The organism is Streptomyces sp. NBC_00986, from assembly GCF_045162565.1.
GTDB lineage: Bacteria > Actinomycetota > Actinomycetes > Streptomycetales > Streptomycetaceae > Streptomyces.
This window is the reverse complement of the sequence record NZ_CP108733.1, coordinates 9144498-9161486: the sequence shown is the minus strand read 5'-3', so window position 1 is coordinate 9161486 and position 16989 is coordinate 9144498. Positions and strand designations below refer to the sequence as shown.

Annotated in this window: 14 protein-coding genes; 5 read left to right on the top strand and 9 right to left on the bottom strand. The window is 71.2% G+C overall.

All coding sequences use genetic code 11. From position 1 onward, the window contains the following. Window positions 1–29 precede the first annotated feature (29 nt). The 7 genes from OG504_RS41155 to OG504_RS41125 all read right to left on the bottom strand — a co-directional run bounded on the left by OG504_RS41155 (window position 30) and on the right by OG504_RS41125 (window position 9179). Window positions 30–779, bottom strand: coding sequence for a class F sortase (locus OG504_RS41155; protein WP_405994336.1), 750 nt, complete (start codon window positions 777–779; stop codon window positions 30–32). A 156-nt stretch (window positions 780–935) separates the two neighbouring features. Then, window positions 936–1550, bottom strand: a complete 615-nt coding sequence (locus OG504_RS41150) for a hypothetical protein (RefSeq protein ID WP_405994335.1) — start codon at window positions 1548–1550, stop codon at window positions 936–938. A gap of 112 nt (window positions 1551–1662) precedes the next feature. Then, entirely contained in the window at window positions 1663–2901 is a 1239-nt protein-coding gene (locus OG504_RS41145) for an MFS transporter (protein ID WP_405994334.1), read from the bottom strand. Window positions 2902–2954: 53 nt separating this feature from the next. Then, entirely contained in the window at window positions 2955–4388 is a 1434-nt protein-coding gene (locus tag OG504_RS41140; protein ID WP_405994333.1) for a CitMHS family transporter, read from the bottom strand. A gap of 122 nt (window positions 4389–4510) precedes the next feature. After that, window positions 4511–6751: a molybdopterin oxidoreductase family protein gene (locus OG504_RS41135; RefSeq protein WP_405994332.1), complete on the bottom strand. Its 2241-nt coding sequence runs from the start codon at window positions 6749–6751 to the stop codon at window positions 4511–4513. A gap of 1182 nt (window positions 6752–7933) precedes the next feature. Next, entirely contained in the window at window positions 7934–8551 is a 618-nt protein-coding gene (locus OG504_RS41130) for a TetR family transcriptional regulator (RefSeq protein ID WP_405994331.1), read from the bottom strand. A gap of 64 nt (window positions 8552–8615) precedes the next feature. After that, the gene (locus OG504_RS41125; protein WP_405994330.1) at window positions 8616–9179 is read right to left on the bottom strand and encodes a hypothetical protein; all 564 of its coding nucleotides are present in this window, start codon (window positions 9177–9179) and stop codon (window positions 8616–8618) included. Window positions 9180–9360: 181 nt separating this feature from the next. On the opposite strand from OG504_RS41125, the gene hmgA reads away from it, so the two are divergent. The 3 genes from hmgA (at window position 9361) to OG504_RS41110 (ending at window position 12702) form a co-directional block, all read left to right on the top strand. Next, entirely contained in the window at window positions 9361–10677 is a 1317-nt protein-coding gene (gene hmgA, locus OG504_RS41120; protein ID WP_405994329.1) for a homogentisate 1,2-dioxygenase, read from the top strand. Between the two features lie 93 nt (window positions 10678–10770). Then, a complete protein-coding gene (locus OG504_RS41115) occupies window positions 10771–11523 on the top strand; it encodes a GntR family transcriptional regulator (RefSeq protein ID WP_405994328.1) in 753 nt (250 codons plus the stop codon). 12 nt (window positions 11524–11535) lie between these two features. Continuing rightward, on the top strand, window positions 11536–12702 hold the full coding sequence (locus tag OG504_RS41110; RefSeq protein WP_405994327.1) for a type ISP restriction/modification enzyme: 1167 nt from the start codon (window positions 11536–11538) through the stop codon (window positions 12700–12702). Window positions 12703–12766: 64 nt separating this feature from the next. Here OG504_RS41110 and OG504_RS41105 read toward each other — a convergent pair whose 3' ends face one another. Then, the gene (locus OG504_RS41105; RefSeq protein ID WP_405994326.1) at window positions 12767–13489 is read right to left on the bottom strand and encodes a TetR/AcrR family transcriptional regulator; all 723 of its coding nucleotides are present in this window, start codon (window positions 13487–13489) and stop codon (window positions 12767–12769) included. Window positions 13490–13552: 63 nt separating this feature from the next. On the opposite strand from OG504_RS41105, the gene OG504_RS41100 reads away from it, so the two are divergent. Then, window positions 13553–14509 carry an ATP-binding cassette domain-containing protein gene (locus tag OG504_RS41100; RefSeq protein WP_405994325.1) on the top strand — a complete coding sequence of 319 codons (957 nt, stop codon included), beginning with the start codon at window positions 13553–13555 and terminating at the stop codon, window positions 14507–14509. Continuing rightward, window positions 14506–15288 (top strand): ABC transporter permease, encoded by a 783-nt coding sequence (locus OG504_RS41095; RefSeq protein WP_405994324.1) that lies wholly within the window; start codon window positions 14506–14508, stop codon window positions 15286–15288. Before OG504_RS41100 ends, OG504_RS41095 begins: the two co-directional genes overlap by 4 nt. Before the next feature lie 4 nt (window positions 15289–15292). Here the strand turns inward: OG504_RS41095 and OG504_RS41090 are convergent, their stop codons facing one another. Beyond that, window positions 15293–16939 (bottom strand): amidohydrolase, encoded by a 1647-nt coding sequence (locus OG504_RS41090; protein WP_405994323.1) that lies wholly within the window; start codon window positions 16937–16939, stop codon window positions 15293–15295. Between the last annotated feature and the right edge of the window lie 50 nt (window positions 16940–16989).

The following is a 16989-nucleotide window of genomic DNA, read 5'->3' as shown; positions in this document are numbered from 1 at the left end:
CCGGGTCGTGAGAAAACGGACGGTCATCTTCAGCCAGTTCGGGCGCGCTCGCGGGTCGCGACGAGATGGGCGAAGACGACGGTGTTGCCCGTGTAGCCGGTCCTGCGGTCGTAACCGCCGCCGCAGGTGATCAGGCGCAACTCCGGGCGCCCGCGGGCTCCGTAGACCTCCCGGTCGGGGAAGTGCGCCTTCTCGTACGTCCGTACAGCGTCGACCGTGTAGACGGCGGTGCGTCCGTCGGCGCGCCGGACCTCGATCAGGCGGTCGGGCTTGAGTTCGCCGAGGCCGGCGAAGACGGCGGGGCCGGTCATGGTGTCGAGGTGGCCGACGGCGACGGCGGTGCCCTGCTCGCCCGGAGCAGGCCCGTCGGCGTACCAGCCAACCCGCTTCGGGTCGTCGTCCGGCGGTGCGGACATCCGGTGGCCGCGGTCGAGCCGGAGGGGCATGACCGGGGCGTCGACGTCGAGATAGGGGATCGCGAGGGTGATCGCGCGGGAGTGCGGCAGGGGGCGGGGTGGAGGTGCCGGGCGGGCGGGGCGGACCACGGGATGCGCCGGGGTTGCCGGGCGGCCGGAGTGGGCCACGGGGTGCGCGGGGGGCGCCGGTCGGCCACCGCGCGCGTCCGTGCGCAGGTCCGTGGCCGGCGGAGCCGCCCGGACCGGGCGGGAGGTGTCCCCGCCGGCACACCGGGCACCGCCGACCATCATGACGACGGCCAGCACGAGGGTCCGCACGAGCCGAAAGGCGCGCGTCCGGTACCAGGGCCGGCCGTACCGCACCACGCCGAGGGTGGTGCGGCCGGGCGCCTCCCGGAAGGATCGACCAGGGGGCCGCCGACCGCCCACGGCCGGTCGCGGCCCGTGACGTGGGCGCATGGCGTCAGCGCCCCGCGCCCGTGCGGGGCGCGGGGCAGAGCCGGAGTTCATCGCATCCGCTCAGGACGCACCGTGGGGACGGCGACGCAGCCGGAACCAGACCGCCCCGCCGACCGCGGTCAGGCCCACCGCGGCGGCGCCCGCGAGCGGGGTCAGGGCCGCGTCCCGGGCCAGCCCGCCGCCACCGGCGGGCGGACCGCCGTTGGGACCGCCCGAGCCGCCACCCGTACCGCCCGTGCCGCCGCCGGTGGTGCCGGGCGGCGGCGACGGGCAGTCGACCTGGAAGACCTTGTGCTTGCCGTTGCCGTTCTCACCGACGAAGTTCCAGGTCAGCTTGTACATGCCGTTCGGCAGCTGCGCGATGGGCATGGTGTGGCCGGTGCCGGTCGTGAGCGTGATGGAGCCGGAACGGGTCGCGCCGCCCGGAACCGACGGCTGGGTCTCGATGGACCAGGTGACCTGCTGGACCGTGTCGAAGTTGAACGCGTCGAGGTAGAAGTCGCAGACCTTCGGCTGGTTGCGCTCGTCGGTGAAGGGCGTGCCCACCTCGTGGATCTTGACGTCTCCGTTGTCACCGGGGGCGGCGACGGCGACGGGCGCACCGAAGGCGACGGTTGCCGCGGCGGCGAGAACCGTCCAGGCGGAGGCTCGACGGGGCAGGAATGAGGTCGGCATGTACAGCCCTCCGAATCAGATGATTATCGTACGAATCACTCTTCAACCTGATTCCCTTTCACGTTCGGCCCGCCGAACGCGTGCGCAGCGCCGTACGCGCCGTCAAATACCGCTAGATATCGCCCTTCCGGCTCAAGGAAGGGCCCTCCCGCCGCACCCCGCGGGGTGCGGTACGCCCCTCCGCCGATCCGCCCGGTGAGCGCAGGGCGACCCCCGCCGACAGCACCAGCAGCGCGCCCAGCATCACGAACGGCGCGGCCACGCCCGCGACTCCGGCGACGAGACCCGCACCGGCGGGCGCGGCGACCTGGCCGAGGCGGTTGCCGGTGAGCCGTAGGGCGAGGGCGGTGGAGCGGGCGTCGTCGGGGGCGGCCTGTACGACCGTGGTCATGGAGAGGGGTTGGCCGACTCCGAGGCAGAAGCCCAGGATCGCGAGCATCAGGCCGATGACCCAGACCGGGAGCGGGAGCGCGATGCCCGCGCACAGGAGGCCCGCCAGGAGGCAGGTCGCGGTCAACAGCGCGGCTCTGCCGAGGAGTTGGAGCAGTGGGGTCAGGACCAGGCGGCAGGCGATGGTGGCCGCCGCGCGGATGCTGAGCAGGACGCCGATGACGGAGGGCGCGATGCCCCGGTGCTCGCCGACCACCGGGAGGTAGGCGGTGAGGATGTCGGTCGCGGACAGTACGGAGAGGCTGATGAAGATGCCGGCGGGTACGCCCCGGGCGCCCAGGATGCTCCGCATGGGCACGCGATCGCCCTGCTCCGTACGGGACTTGACGGCCGTACGGTCCTCGATGCGCCACAGCGACGTGAACGACACGGCGGCGCCCGCGCCCGCGACGAGGAGGGCGAGCGCGCTGGTGCCGGCCATGTCGGAGCCGCCGATCAGGGCGCCCGCGGCGATGGGGCCGATGAGCTGGCCGAGGGAGGCGCCGATGGTGAAGTGGCCGAAGTTGCGGTCCTGTTCGTGCGGGGCGGACTGGCGCGCGACGAGCGACTGGGCGCCGATCACGAAGCAGAGGTGGCCGAGGCCCATCACGCCGCTCCACATCGCCATCGCCCAGAGGGAGTTGGCGAGGCCGCTCAGTGCGCAGCCGCCGGAGATGAGGACCACGCCGACGGGCAGCAGGGGTGCGCAGCGGCCGTGGTCGGTGCGGCGGCCGAGCGGTACGGCGGCGAACAGCGGGAGCAGCGCGTACACGCCCGCGATCACGCCGATCGCCCGCTCGTCGGCGCCGAGCGCGAGGGCCCGGTAGGAGACGGCGGGGCGGGCCATCGACACCGCCCCCTGCGTGAAGCTGAAGGCGATGACGAGGCGGAGCAGCCAGCCGCGGTCCCTGCCGGGCGCCATGGTGAAGTCCCTTGTGCCGTGGGTCAGATGAGGCCGGGTCAGATGCTGCCGGGTCAGATGATTCCGAAGAGAATTCCTGCCCCGAGGACGACGAGCGATGTCAGGGCGGCCCACTTGACCACGAACCTGGTGTGGTCGCCGAACTCGACCTTGGCCATACCGACGAGGACGTACACGGCGGGCACCAACGGGCTGGACATGTGCAGCGGTTGGCCGACGAGGGAGGCACGGGCGATCTCCAGGGTCGAGACGCCGTGGGCGTTTCCGGCCTCGGCGAGCACCGGGACGATGCCGAAGTAGAAGCCGTCGTTCGACATGAAGTACGTGAGCGGGATGCTGAGCACACCGGTGACGAAGGCCATGTGCGGGCCCATGCCGTCGGGGATGTTGTCAACCAGCCAGGTCGCCATGTGATCGACCATGCCCGTGCCCTGGAGGACGCCGGTGAAGACGGCGGCGGCGAAGACCATGCCGGAGACGTTGAGGACGTTCTCCGCGTGGGCGCCGAGGCGTGCCTTCTGATCGGGCATGTGGGGGAAGTTGACGGTCAGGGCGAGGGCGGCGCCGAGCAGGAACAGGACCGGGATCGGCAGCCACTCCATGATCATGGCGGTGAGCAGGGTGACCGTGAGCAGCGCGTTGAACCAGTACAGCTTGGGGCGCAGGGTGGGGCGGTCGGGGTCGAGGCCCTGGAAGCCGTCGTCCTCGTCGGGGAGTTCGGCGTCCGCTTCGGTGCCGGAGCCCGAACTGCCGGTCGGCGCCTGCTTGTTGTCGCCCTTGCCTGCCGCCAGGCCCTTCTTGTCGCCGCCGGCGCCCACGAGGACCGTCTCCGACTCGGCGGGCTCCTCGACGAGGACCTCGTCCAGCGTCAGCACGCCGAGCCGCTTGCGCTCGCGGCGGCCGAGGACGTAGGAGAGGACGAGGACCGCGAGCATGCCCACGGCGAGGGCCGGGGTCATCGGGACGAAGATGTCGCTGGCGCTGACCTTGAGGGCGGTCGCGGCGCGGGCGGTGGGGCCACCCCAAGGGAGCGTGTTCATCACGCCGTTGGCCATCGCGGCGACGCCGGTCATCACGACCAGGCTCATCTTCAGGCGTTTGTACAGCGGGTACATCGCCGAGACCGTGATCATGAAGGTGGTCGAGCCGTCGCCGTCCAGGGAGACGATCGCCGCGAGGACCGCCGTACCGACGACGATGCGCAGGGGATCCGCCTTGCAGAACTTGAGGATCCCTCGCACGATCGGGTCGAAGAGACCCACGTCGATCATCACGCCGAAGTAGACGATCGCGAACATGAGCATCGCCGCGGTGGGCGCGAGGCTGGTGACGCCGTCGATGACGTAGTCGCCGAGCTCGGCGCCCTTTCCGACGAAGACGCAGAACAGCGCGGGTATCAGCACGAGCGCCGCGATCGGCGACATCTTCTTCAGCATGATCAGGACCAGGAAGGTCGCGATCATGGTGAAGCCGAGGATGGTCAGCATGAGTGGAACACCTAACGTTCGCCTTTGAACTCCCACCAGGGGCGGCGGTCCGACGACGTTAGGTCGCGCAAAGCTCCGTTAACAAGATGTTGACGCGCGAGCAATAAGCGCAAAAGTCCAGGTCACAGCGGTGCGGTGAGTGCGGCGACCTCCACGGGCACGCCGTTGAGCACCGCGTTGCCCGACAGCGGGTCGAGCTGACTGCCGTCGAGCAGCTGGTTCACGTTGACGCCCGGATCGGTGGCGGCGTGGGTGAGCCGGGTGCCGGGACGGTCGTGTCCCCAGCCGTGCGGGAGGCTCACGACGCCGCGCCGCAGCCCGTCCGTGATCTCAGCGGGGGCGGTCACCTCTCCCCCGGCGCCCTTGACGCGGACCGGCGCCCCGTCGACCACGCCGAGGCGCTCCGCGTCGTCGGGGTGGATGTGCAGGGTGCAGCGGTTGGTGCCGCCGGTGAGGGCGGGCACGTTGTGCATCCAGCTGTTGTTGGAGCGCAGATGCCGGCGGCCGACGAGCACGAGCCCGTCGGCGCGGTCGCTCATGGCCTGCCGGAGCCGGGGCAGGTCGTCGACGATCGGCTGCGGCAGCAGTTCGACCTTCCCGCTGCGGGTCTTGAGCGGTTGCGGAAGGCGGGAGGTGAGCGGGCCGAGGTCGATGCCGTGCGGGTGCGCGAGGAGTTTCTCCAACGACAGCCCGTCCGGTCGTACGCCGAAGCCGTCGCCGTAGGGACCGAGGCGCAGCATCATGTCCAGCCGTCGCTCGGGGCCGGTGTCGCCGGTGAGGAGGGCGGCCACTTCGCGCGAATCACGGCCGTGGACGGGCGAGTTGGGATCCTTGACGGCCTTGCCGAGGGTCTGGTCGATGACCATCGCGTCCACGGCCGCCGGGTCGGTGCCGTGCATGCCGCTCGCGGCGAGGACCAGTCGGGCCAGGATCTCGGTCTCGGCCATCCGGCCGGGCTCCAGCGGGATCGCGGGGCGGGTGTAGCGGACCTGGTTGCGGACGGCGAGGGTGTTGAACGCGAAGTCGTGGTGCGGGCTTTGGGACGGCGGGGGCGGCGGCAGCACCACGTCGGCATGGCGCGCGGTCTCGTTGAGGTACGGGTCGACGCTGACCATGAAGTCCAGCGAGTCGAGGGCCTTGTCGAGGCGGGCGCCGTCCGGGGCGGAGAGCACGGGGTTGGCCGCGACGGCGATCAGCGCGCGGATCGGCTCGCCCTCGGCGGTCGCGGTGTCGATCTCCTCGGCGAGCGCGGAGAGCGGCAACTCGCCCTTGGCCTCCGGGTATTGGCTCACCCGTGAGCGCCAGCGCCCGAGCGCGAACCCGCGGCCTGGTCCGGCGGGCCGGGGTGTCCGGTCGGTGGCGGCCTGCGGGAAGAGGGCACCACCGGGCCGGTCGAGGTTGCCGGTGAGGATGTTCAGCACGTCGACGAGCCAGCTGGCCAGGGTGCCGTGCGGGACGGTGCAGCTGCCGATACGGCCGTAGACGGCGGCAGTTGGGGCGGCGGCGAGTTCGCGGGCGAGGGTACGGATCTCGTCGGCGTCGACGTCACAGGCACCGCTCACAGCCTCGGGGGTGAAGTCCCGTACGGCCGCGCAGAGTTCATCAACCCCTTCCACATGCGGGGCCAACTCCCCCAGCTCCACGAGGTGTTCGTCGAAGAGGACGTGGGTCATCGCGGCGAGCAGCAGGGCGTCGCCGCCGGGGCGGACCGCGATGTGGCGGTCGGCGAGTTTGGCGGTGCGGGTGCGGCGCGGGTCGATGACGGTGAGGGTGCCGCCGCGGGCCTTGAGGGCCTTGAGCTTGCCGGGGAAGTCGGGGGCCGTGCACAGACTCCCGTTGGACTCAAGGGGGTTGGCGCCGATCAGGAGGAGGTGGTCGGTGTGGTCGAGGTCGGGTACCGGGATCGCGTTGGCGTCGCCGTAGAGCAGACCGCAGGAGACGTGCTTGGGCATCTGGTCGACCGTGGAGGCCGTGAAGACGCTGCGGGTGCCGAGGGCGCCGAGCAGGACCTGCGGGTAGAGGGCACCGGCCATGGTGTGCACGTTGGGGTTGCCGAGGACGACACCGACGGCGTGCGGGCCGTACCGCTCGACGACCGGGCGCAGGCCGGCGGCGACGGCGTCGAACGCCTCCTCCCAGGTGGCCTCGCGCAGCTCGCCGTCCCGGCGCACGAGGGGGCTGCGCAGGCGGTCGGGGTCGCTGTCGACGGCGCCGAAGGAGGCGCCCTTGGGGCAGATGAACCCCCGGCTGAACACGTCGTCGCGATCGCCTCGGGCGCCGGTGACCCGGGTCCCCTCGATGGTGAGCGTCAGCCCGCAGGTGGCTTCGCACAGGGGGCAGATACGCGGGGCGGTGCGGGACACGGGGCCTCCAAGGGCGTCGTTGCCTCTTGGCCGCGAGCATACCGAGCGGTATGGGAGGTGGCGAGGGGGTGACGGGGGTGAGGTCGGAAACGTGCGGGAGCGGGGTGGGTGGGGCGGGCTTGGGCGGAGGGGCGGAGGGGTGCTTGGCCGGGGGCAGGTGAATGCTCGGCCGGGCGGGCGCTTGGCCTGGGGCGGGCGGATGCTTGGCCGGAGGGCCGGGCGGGTTCTTGGCCGGGGCGGGTGAATGCTTGGCCGGAGGGCCGGGCGGGTTCTTGGCCGGGGCGGGTGAATGCTTGGCCCGGGGGCGGAGGGGTGCTTGGCCGGGGGCGGGCGGATGCTTGGCGGCAGGGGCGGGCCGACGTTCAGCCGTGAGACGGGCGAGCCTTCGGGCCTTCGGGCTTTCGGCCAGAGGTCGATCCGGCTGCCCGCGCCCGACCCGGGACCGTCCGGCACCCACGGCAGGACAAGCACGCGCCCCGAGGCCCATCCGGTACCCGCTGAGCGCCAGCCGCCCGACCGGAGGTCAGTCCGACACCCGCCCATGCGGGGCAAGCGCGCGACTCGAGGTCCGCCCAGTAGCCGCCGCAAGCCGGCCGCCCAACCGGAGGTCAGCCCAACACCCGCCGTACGAGGCAAGCACACGGCCCGAAGCCCATCCGGTCACCGCCCAGAGCCGACCGCCCGACCGCAGGTCAGGCCCAGCACCCGCCGTACGAGGCAAGCTCGCGACCCGAAGCCCGTCCAGTCGCCGCCCAGGGCCAGCCGCCCGGAGCGGAAGGTGAATCCCACACCCGCTACGGGACAAGCGCACGATCCAAGGCCCATCCAGTAGCCGCCCGACCGGAAGTCATCCAACACCCGCCATACGAGGCAAGCACACGGCCCGAAGCCCGCCCGGTCGCCGCCCAGGGCCAGCCGCCCCACCGGAGGTCAGCCCAACACCCGCCGTACGAGGCAAGCTCGCGCGACCCGAAGCCCGCCCGGTCACCGCCCAGAGCCAGCCGCCCGGACCGGGAGGTCAATCCAACACCCGCCGCGGGACAAGCGCGCGGCCCAGGGCCCTTCCAGTAGCCGCCCAGAGCCAGCCGCCCGACCGGAGGTCAGTCCGACACCCGCCGCGAAAGCGCGCGACCCGATGCCCCCCGGTACCCGCGGAGCGCCACGTGGCGCCCCGACCGCAGGTCAGTCCAGTACCCGTGCCAGATACGCCCGCAGCATCTGCCTGGTCTCCCCGATGACCTTCTCGTCGCCCTCCGGGGCGACCCGGAACGCCAGGTGGACGAGGGCGTCGGCGGTCTCCACGGCGACCAGGAAGGTGCGGCGGAGGTCCTCGTCGGGCTCGCGGGCGAGGTAGCCGGAGAGGAGGTCGGTGAGGCGGTCGGCGACCCGGATGTTGGGTTCCGCGTGGCCCGAGCCGATGGGGATCTGGTTGCCGAAGTCGACGAGGGAGAAGCCGGGCGCGGTGCGCTTCATCGCGAGGTACTCGTCCAGGACGGCGTCCACCGCCGTCCGCCAGCCCTCCGCGCCGCTCTCCTTGAGGCGCTCGGTGACCCGCTCCGTGTAGCGCTCCAGGTTGCGCTGGGCCAGCGCGTCGGCCATCGCACGCTTGTTCCCGAAGAAACGGTAGACCGAGCCGATGGGCACACCGGCGCGCAGGGCCACCGCCCTGGTGCTCAGCGCGTCGTAGCCGACCTCGTCGAGCAGGTCGGCGCAGGCGTCGAGAATCCTGGTCAGCCGTTCGGCGCTCCGCCGCTGCACGGGCGCACGCCGGAGCGATGTCGTGTGGGGCACGGGCTTCATGATGCCTTTCCGCCGCGGTCACGTGAAGCTCGTACCTGAGTACGGAATTGGGTGTCCGTAGCACTCATTTCGACCCCTGCGCCGGTGTGGAGCTGGGGACCTTGCTGCCGTCGGGGGTCGCCTGGGCCTCCGACGCCGTGATGTCCGCCGTGCTCTGCACCGGTTTGCCGTGGACGGCCCACACCGTGCCGTCGTCGGCGTAGAGGCGCGCGGTGACGTGGTGGGTGCCGTGCGGGACGAGGTCGGCCGCGAGGTGGTACTCGGGGATGCGGAGGCGGGCGACGGTGCGGCCGTCCACGAGGAGGTGGACGGTGCCGCGCCCCGCGACGGCCTGCGGCTTCACACCCGCGGGCGAGAAGCGGAAGTCGTGCACGGTCAGCGTGACGTCCCAGCTGTCGTCCGCGGCGTCGGGCTCCACCTCGACACCGACCCCCGGCGCGCCCTTCTTGTCCACCTCGCGGTAGTGCCGGCCCTGCTCGTCGGTGTCGTCGAGGACCTTGCCCACCGGCGACGGCGACACCCGGTCGCCCTTCCGGGCATGGGCGTCACCGGAGCCGCAGCCCGCCGATCCGGCCAGCAGCAGGGCACAGACCGCGAGCGCGGTGAGAACAGCGCGCGACCACGACATGCGGGGGAGAGTAGAACACCGGTCCGACAGCCGGATCCCCCTGGAGGCTGGTTCTTGGTCTCCGTGAGTCGGATTTTCCGGCCGTACCCTCAACTTTCCGGCCGACCCCTCCCCGTCCCCTTGCGCCCGCGAAACCGCAATCCTACGGTGATACATAGGAATCAGACGGCAGGGAGCAGGGATGAGCGGGGACGCACGCAAGACCGCCGAGGGACTGACCTACCTCACCGGTTTCGGCAACGAACACAGCTCGGAGGCGGTGCCGGGCGCCCTGCCCGAGGGCCGCAACGCCCCGCAGCGCGCACCGCTCGGCCTCTACGCCGAGCAGCTCAGCGGTACGGCGTTCACCGAGCCGAGGGCGCACAACCGGCGCTCGTGGCTCTACCGCGTCCGCCCCTCGGCCGCGCACCCCGCGTTCACCCGCGCCGACCACGGCTCCCTCCGTACGGCGCCCTTCACGGAGGCGGTGCCCGACCCCAACCGCCTGCGCTGGAACCCGCTCCCCGACCCCGCGCCCGGCACCGACTTCCTGGCCGGCCTGTGGACCCTGGGCGGCAACGGCGACGCGACCCAGCGCACCGGCATGGCCGTGCACCTCTACCACGCCGACGCCTCCATGGACCGGGTCTTCAGCGACGCGGACGGCGAGCTGCTGATCGTCCCGGAGCGCGGCGGACTGCTGCTGCGCACGGAGTTCGGGCTCCTCCATGTGGAGCCGGGACACGTGGCGTTGATCCCTCGTGGGGTGCGCTTCCGTGTGGAGCTACTGGATGCTTCAGCCCGCGGATATGTGTGCGAGAACTATGGGGCGCCCTTCCAACTCCCCGACCTCGGCCCGATCGGCGCCAACGGCCTCGCCAACGCCCGGGACTTCCGCGCCCCGGTCGCCGCGTACGAGGACATCGAGGGCCCGGTCGAGGTGGTCAACAAGTTCTGCGGCAACCTCTGGACGGCGACCTACGACCACTCCCCCCTCGATGTCGTCGCCTGGCACGGCAACCATGTGCCGTACGCCTATGACCTGCGCCGGTTCAATGTGCTCGGCTCCATCTCGTACGACCACCCCGACCCGTCGATCTTCACGGTGCTGACCTCCCCGTCGGACACCCCGGGCCTGGCCGGTGTGGATTTCGTGGTCTTCGCGCCGCGCTGGCTGGTGGGCGAGGACACGTTCCGGCCGCCGTACTTCCACCGGAACGTGATGAGTGAGTACATGGGCCTCATCGAGGGCGCCTACGACGCGAAGGCCGAGGGGTTCGTGCCGGGCGGCGGCTCGCTGCACAACATGATGTCGGCGCACGGCCCCGACCGGGAGACCTTCGACCGCGCCAGCTCCGCCGAACTGCGCCCGCAGAAGATCGACGACGGCCTGGCGTTCATGTTCGAGACCCGGTGGCCGGTGACCGCGACGGCCCAGGCGGCGCGGGCCGATCACCTCCAGCGGGGCTACGACGAGGTGTGGCAGGGCCTGCAACGCCACTTCCGCCCCTCACACTGACCCCTCGCCTCCGACCGACACCTCGCACGCCGACAATTCCCCACCGGTTTACGGCCCTTGCACTGATCCCTCCCTACCGGTACGGATGGCCCCGTGACCTCCTTCGCCCCGGACTCGATCGTCCTGAACCGCAAGCTGCCGCTCTGGTACCAGGTGTCGCAGTCGCTGCGCGCCTCGATACTCGGCCGCTCGCCCCGGGACCCGCTGCGGCTGCCCACGGAGGAGCAACTCGCGGGGCACTACGGCGTCAGCGTGCTCACCATGCGGCAGGCGCTGAAGGAGTTGGAGGACGAGGGGCTGATCACCCGGCACCGCCGCCGGGGCACGTTCATCGAGCCGGACGTCCAGCGGGCCACGCCGGTACGGCTGTTGGGCTCGGTGGACGCGATCGTCGCCCAGCAGTCCGGCATGACGACCGAACTCCTGGACCACGGCAAGGCATCCGTACCATCCGAACTCACCGACCACTTCCCGGACTTGACCGAGGTGGCGACGTACCACCGCCTCCGCAGCGACGAGAAGACCGGCGAGCCGACGAACCACGCCCGCAACCACATCCGCCCCGAACTGGCCGACCGCCTCGACCTGGACGACCTCATCCGCTGGCCGATGACCAAGGTGCTGCGGGACGTCGTCGGCGCGGACATCAGCCGCATCACGGACACGGTGGAGGCCCGTCTCGCCGACCCGGAGACCGCGCGCCTCCTCCAGGTCCCGCTCCTCAGCCCGATCCTGCACTACACGGGCATCACCTACGACACAGAGGGCAGAGTCCTGGACGTGGCAGTCATCCACTACCGAGGCGACCGTTTCTCCTTCTCGGTCACCCTCGACGCCGCGAACTGACGTCGTCGTACGATGCCCAGCGTGACGCACGACGACGCTCCGCTGCTCGCGGACCTCATGCCGTGGTCCGTCGCACCGATCCGGCTCGGCCGGGGGTGGCCGACGGCACCCGACGCGGCAACCCTGAAAGCGCGCTGGGACGCCCTGGTGAAAGCCGAAGTCCCCGACCGGGAAACCCTGTTCGAGCCGACGCGCTCACGCACCCTGCACTCGGCGGTGTCCCAACTCCCCGGCCAGCCAAGCGGCACGGAGAAGCTGATCCGCGCCACGGGCCCCTGCCCGGACCCCATCCGCGTCCTGCACGCCCCCTTCGACGAGCAGTGGCTGATCCCCGACCACCGCCTGATCGACGTGGCCCGCCCGGAGTTGTGGCGGGTGGCGGACGAACGCCAGATCTTCGTGGTGGAGACACCGGGTGTCCCCGGCACCTCCGGCCCCATCCTCTTCGCGTCCACGATCCTCCCCCTGGTCCGCCCCGGCCGCGTCCGCCCCCTCTACCGACGCCCCGGCGCCGAGGAACCGAACCTGGCCCCAGGCCTGTTGGAGCACCTCGCCGGCCACCTCGGCCACTCCCCAACCCCGGCGGACGTCCTGGCCTGGACAGTGGCGACGGCCCGCCCCGGACCAGCGGTACCCCTGACGACGGACTCCGAACTGTGGTCACGCGGAGTCGAGTTGGGCCACCGCCTCCTCTGGCTGATGCGCCGCAACGGCGACCGCCCCAAACTCCCCGGCGGCCGCCGCCCCTACGTCCGCGCCCCGCTGCCACCCCTCCCCCTCACCCTCCACTACGACCGCGACGAGGAGACCCTCCACCTCGACGAGGGCCGCATCTCCCCGGTGCCACCCGAGTCCTGGGACTTCGAGGTGAGCGGCGTACGGGTACTGGAGCAGTGGTTCAACTCCCGTACGGCGGAAGCCGATCCGGGCACGCTGGCGGCGATCCGCCCGAGCACCTGGCAACAGACGTGGACGTCGGAGTTGCTGGAGCTGATCACGGTATTGGCGCTACTGGCCGAACTGCGTCCGCAACAGGAGGAGTTGGAGGTGACGGACCAGATCACGGCAACAGAGCTACGCAAGGCGGGCGTCCTACCGCCCCCGGAGTGGACCCGCCACCCAGCATCGGTCCTGGACCACCACGAGGAGGGCCCGGAAGGCCAGTTCGCTTTGATCTGAGGGCACCTGTAACTCCCAGGGGCGCGGGGAACTGCGCGCCCAGCCACAACGGCCCCGCACCCGCCTACGAACCATCCCCCCGCAGCGCAAACGCATCCAAAACCTTCTCCAGCGCCATATCAAACACCGCGTCCAGATCAATAGGCCCCGGATCCTCCATGAACGCCGCAGCCATCCGCGGATAAGCCCCACCGGCGATCTGACTCCCGAGGTACGCGATCCGCACCGCGTTCTCCTGCTCCTCGGACCAAGGCAACGCCCGAGACCGCTCAGCAGTCGCCAACTCATTGCTCACGTACATCGTCACGACCCCATTGAGCAGCCCGACGAGCTGCATCTTCATCCCGTACGTCGACTCCACCGGGTCCAGACAGGCCAGGCAATGCTCCAGATACCGCAGCGCGTTGGGGCTGAACCCGTACACCGGTGACATCAACCGCGGCAGCCAGGGATGCCGATGCATCAGCGTCCGCGTCTGATGGGCGACCCGGATCATGTCCGCCCGCCAGTCCCCCGACGGCTCCCACTCCTCGTGCTCGCCGCTGACCGCGTCGACCATCAGCTCGTACAGGTCCTCCTTGCGGGGGACGTAGTTGTACAGCGACATCGTCCCGCACCCCAGCTCGGCCGCGACATGCCGCATGGACACCGCGTCCAGTCCCCCACCATCGGCGATCCGCACGGCCGCCGCCGCGATGTCCGCGCGGCGGAACGCCGGCTTCGGCCCCCGCCCCGCGCGCTCGGGGCGCGCCCAGATCACTTCGGGTACGGCCGCTCGGTCCGCCATTGATCATCACCTCGACCACCATCCTAGTTACGTACACCGTACGTAGTGCGCTATGGTCGACCCATGACTACTACGTACGCTGTACTTAGTGAAGGTCTGGAGAAGCGCTTCGGCGCTGTGCACGCCCTGCGCGGGCTGGACCTGGCGGTGGCACAGGGCACGGTCTGCGGGGTCCTCGGGCCGAACGGCGCGGGCAAGACCACGGCCGTACGGCTGCTCACCACACTGCTGCGGCCCGACGCGGGCTCCGCGCGGATCGCCGGGCACGATCTCGTCCGGGAGGCTTCGGCCGTACGGCGTCGGATCGGCGTCACCGGGCAGTACGCGTCGGTCGACGGCGACCTCACCGGCCGGCAGAACCTGCGCCTGTTCGCGCGGCTGCACCGGGTGCGGGGTCCGGCGGAGCGGGCCGGTGAGCTGCTGGACCGCTTCGGCCTGACCGAGTCCGCCGACCGGCCCGCGTCCACCTACTCGGGCGGAATGCGCCGCCGCCTCGACCTCGCGGCGAGTCTCATACGACGCCCCGACGTGCTGTTCCTCGACGAACCGACGACCGGGCTCGACCCGGCCAGCCGGAACCGGATCCGGGACGCCGTACGGGACCTGAAGACGGAGGGTACGACCGTGCTGCTGACCACGCAGTACCTGGAGGAGGCCGACCAACTCGCCGACGACATCGCCCTGGTGGACCAGGGACGGGTCGCGCACAGCGGTTCACCGGCTCAGCTGAAGGCGCTCATCGGGACGTATGCCGAGGTCGTCGTCGCGCACCCGGACGCCCTGGCGAAGGCGGCCGGCGTCCTCGACCAACTCACCGGCACCGAGCCGTCGTTCGACCATGAGCGCAACGCCGTCGGCGCCGTCACCGGCGACCCGACACTCACCCTTCCCCGGCTCGTCCGCGAACTCGACGCGGCGGGTGTGCCGTTGCTCGACGCGAGTCTGCGCCCGCCCACTCTCGACGACGTGTTTCTCCGGCTCACCGACACGGACATGGACCCCAAGGAGCGTGCGGCATGAGCATGTTGGCGTACGACGGCGGCGCGATGGTCGGCCGGCAACTGCGCCGGGTGCGGAGCAGCCCGGGGCTCGTGATCCTCACCCAGACCATGCCGATCACGATGCTGCTGTTCTTCGGGTACGTCTTCGGCAGCGCGCTCGCGATGCCGGGCGACGCCTACCGGACCTACCTGGTACCGGGGTTGATGGTGGCGACCGCCGCCAACGGCATCATGACGGGCATGTTCCAGGCCGCCCAGGACTCGCACCGGGGCGTGACGGACCGCTTCCGCACGCTGCCGATGAGCAGGACGGCCGTGCCCCTCGGGCAGGCGACCGCCGACCTGGTCGTCACGGCGGCCGGTACCGTGCCGTTTCTGCTGGTCGGCCTCGCGGTGGGCTGGCGGATCGAGGGGTCGGCGCTCCAAGCCGCCGCTGCCGTGGGTCTGTTGCTGCTCTTCCGGTTCGCCTGCGCCTGGGTCGGCATCCTGCTCGGGCTGGCCTCCCGCAGCGAGGAGGCGGCCGGTCAGCTCGGCAGCGCGACCTTCATGCTGCCGCTGCTGTCCAACGCGTACATCCCGACCGACCGGCTGCCGGGCTGGCTGCGCACGCTGGCCGAATGGAACCCGATCAGCGCGGTGACAACGGCCCTGCGGTACCTGTTCGGCAACTCCCCCATCCCCGAGGGCGCCGCCTGGCCGGTGGCCCATCCCGTCGCCGGGTCGCTGGCGTGGTGCGCCGCGCTGATCGCGGTGTTCGCCCCGCTCGCCGTGCACCGGTACGCGCACGGCGAGCGCTGAATCGCTACCGCTGAGGCGGCAGTTCGGGGCCCAAGGACGAGAACTTCTCCTGGGACACCACCCGTTGGGGCGGCCAGGTGATGTTGTCCGGTGGCCAGGTCTGGCCGGTCCGTTCCAGGAACCACTCCGGGGGTTCGTACATGGGCGGTTCGTAGCCGTCGGGCAGCGCCGTCCGCCATTCGACGCCCTCCGTGCGTTCCTCGAACTCGGCCTTGATCGCCCTGAGTTGCTCCGGCTGGGTGAGGAGGTCGATCGCCGTCGCCGTGAGGTAGCGGGCGGCGGCGATGACGGTTGCCCGGCCGGGTGCCGACGCCGCGCAGGCGGTGAGGGCCCAGGTGTGGAGTTTGCTGCCGATGGGGGCGAGGGCGGCGCCCATGGAGACGGTCGGGACGTTCCAGCTGATGTCGGCGACGTCCGTCGAGCCGCCGCCGAGGAACACCGGGTTGGGCGGGGCGAGTTCGGCGATCTCGGTGTGCAGGCCCTTCTGCGGAAGGCCCAGTGACTCCTGCAGCTCCCGCGCCAGCTGCTGCGCCTCCTCGGTGAATTCAGGTGGGCCGAGCTGTCGCATGTTGTCGTACATCAGCTCCGCGAAGGCCCGGGAGGGGAGTTGGTTCCAGCAGGCGGCGGTGATGCGGTGCCGTACCGACGTCTGTGAGGCCTTCGCCGCCGCTTCGGAGACGGCGATCACCTTGTCGAGGAGGACCTGGACGCGGGCGGGGCTGCCCTCGCGGACGTAGTAACTGATCTCCGCGATCTCGGGGGTGACGTTCGGGATGTCACCGCCGTTGTTGATCACCCAGTGGAGACGTCCGCTCGGCGCGACGCTCTCCTCGCGGAGGAACTCGGAGAGGGTCGCCATCATCACGGCCGCGTCCAACGCGCTCTTGTTTCCCAGGGGATGACCGCCGTGACCGGCCACGCCCAGGAAGGTGAAGGTCACCGCCGTCATCGCGGTGCTGCTTTTCCAGCCGGTGGCGTTGGAGGTCGAGGGGTGCCAGTCGAGGAAGGCGTCGAGGCCGTCGTAGACGCCCTGGCTGACCGCGTACGTCTTGCCGATCAGGTTCTCCTCGGCGGTCGAGCCGAAGAAGCGGACGGTGACCGGGAGTTGGTGTCGTTGCGCCGCCTGCGCCACGGCTGCCGCGGCCGAGGCGGCCGCCGTACCGAGGGCGCAGTGACCGCAGCCGTGTCCGGGGCCGTAGCCCGGTGCGAACGGGTCGTGGACGTACTCGCGCGGGTCGTGGTGGCCGACGCCGCTGTGCTGGGAGAGGCCGGGGAGCGCGTCGTACTCGCCGCTGAAGCCGAGGACGGGGCCGCCGGTGCCGTAGGTGTAGGTCGCGGTGAACGCCGTGGGGAAGCCGGCCGTGCCGAACTCGACCTGGAATCCGGCCTGTTCGAGGAACGCGGCCTCGGCGAGGGAGGACTTCCACTCGCGCAGGCTGAGTTCGGCGTGCTCCCAGATCTCGGCGTTGAGGCCGGTGATGCGGTCGGTGTGCTCCGCGATCCAGTCCAGCGCGGTCGTCTTGGCGGGGCTGTCCCGGGCGAGGCCGGTGGGCGGGACATAGGTGTGCGCGGTGGTGTGGGCGGAGGCCGCCATCACCGGGTCGTCGGCGGTCGTCGTCTCGTGTTCGTGCTGGTCGTGGGGGTCACACACGTGCGCCTCCGGGAGCGGCGAGGATCGGTGCATCAGCCATACGCATCATG

Bases quoted from the DNA above. Each gene is read 5' to 3' on its own strand.
- OG504_RS41150 (WP_405994335.1), bottom strand. From the start codon at position 1,550: ATGCCGACCTCATTCCTGCCCCGTCGAGCCTCCGCCTGGACGGTTCTC.
- OG504_RS41145 (WP_405994334.1), bottom strand. From the start codon at position 2,901: ATGGCGCCCGGCAGGGACCGCGGCTGGCTGCTCCGCCTCGTCATCGCC.
- OG504_RS41140 (WP_405994333.1), bottom strand. From the start codon at position 4,388: ATGCTGACCATCCTCGGCTTCACCATGATCGCGACCTTCCTGGTCCTG.
- OG504_RS41130 (WP_405994331.1), bottom strand. From the start codon at position 8,551: ATGAAGCCCGTGCCCCACACGACATCGCTCCGGCGTGCGCCCGTGCAG.
- OG504_RS41125 (WP_405994330.1), bottom strand. From the start codon at position 9,179: ATGTCGTGGTCGCGCGCTGTTCTCACCGCGCTCGCGGTCTGTGCCCTG.
- hmgA (WP_405994329.1), top strand. From the start codon at position 9,361: ATGAGCGGGGACGCACGCAAGACCGCCGAGGGACTGACCTACCTCACC.
- OG504_RS41110 (WP_405994327.1), top strand. From the start codon at position 11,536: ATGCCCAGCGTGACGCACGACGACGCTCCGCTGCTCGCGGACCTCATG.
- OG504_RS41105 (WP_405994326.1), bottom strand. From the start codon at position 13,489: ATGGCGGACCGAGCGGCCGTACCCGAAGTGATCTGGGCGCGCCCCGAG.
- OG504_RS41100 (WP_405994325.1), top strand. From the start codon at position 13,553: ATGACTACTACGTACGCTGTACTTAGTGAAGGTCTGGAGAAGCGCTTC.
- OG504_RS41095 (WP_405994324.1), top strand. From the start codon at position 14,506: ATGAGCATGTTGGCGTACGACGGCGGCGCGATGGTCGGCCGGCAACTG.